The organism is Clostridium sp. AM33-3, from assembly GCF_003480315.1.
In the GTDB taxonomy this organism is placed as follows: domain Bacteria; phylum Bacillota; class Clostridia; order Lachnospirales; family Lachnospiraceae; genus Brotaphodocola.
Genome location: NZ_QUIV01000017.1, coordinates 61,778 through 62,200, shown reverse-complemented (window position 1 = coordinate 62,200; position 423 = coordinate 61,778). Strand labels below are relative to the sequence as shown.

Sequence of the window (423 nt, the reverse complement as noted above, 5' to 3'; positions counted from 1 at the left end):
TGACTGTCACTAATAGGTCGAGGGCTTAACCAAGACGGTTTAGGTAAGAAAACGGATGATATTCAATATGTGGTTTTGAGGGTATATACCTTCCTATTTAGATATATTCCTCGATAGCTCAGTCGGTAGAGCACGCGGCTGTTAACCGCGCTGTCGTAGGTTCAAGTCCTACTCGGGGAGCTGGTCTGAAAGGACCTCAAGGTTTCGGACCTTTAGCTCAGTTGGTTAGAGCAACCGGCTCATAACCGGTCGGTCCTGGGTTCGAGTCCCTGAAGGTCCATTTTCAATTCCAACTTTATTTTATATTTTGGCCTGGTGGCTCAGCTGGTTAGAGCGCCGCCCTGTCACGGCGGAGGTCGTGGGTTCGAACCCCATCCGGGTCGCTGATCTGTATTCAGATCATTACAATTTTATATTGTAAAA

General features: G+C 47.8%; 3 tRNA genes. All 3 read left to right on the top strand.

Going from position 1 to position 423, the window contains the following annotated elements:
- The first annotated feature begins 107 nt into the window (after positions 1 to 107).
- The 3 genes from DW819_RS10875 to DW819_RS10865 all read left to right on the top strand — a co-directional run bounded on the left by DW819_RS10875 (position 108) and on the right by DW819_RS10865 (position 383).
- A tRNA-Asn gene (locus tag DW819_RS10875) sits at positions 108 to 180 on the top strand.
- A gap of 26 nt (positions 181 to 206) precedes the next feature.
- A tRNA-Ile gene (locus DW819_RS10870) sits at positions 207 to 280 on the top strand.
- Between the two features lie 29 nt (positions 281 to 309).
- Positions 310 to 383 (top strand) — tRNA-Asp (locus DW819_RS10865).
- Positions 384 to 423 lie beyond the last annotated feature (40 nt).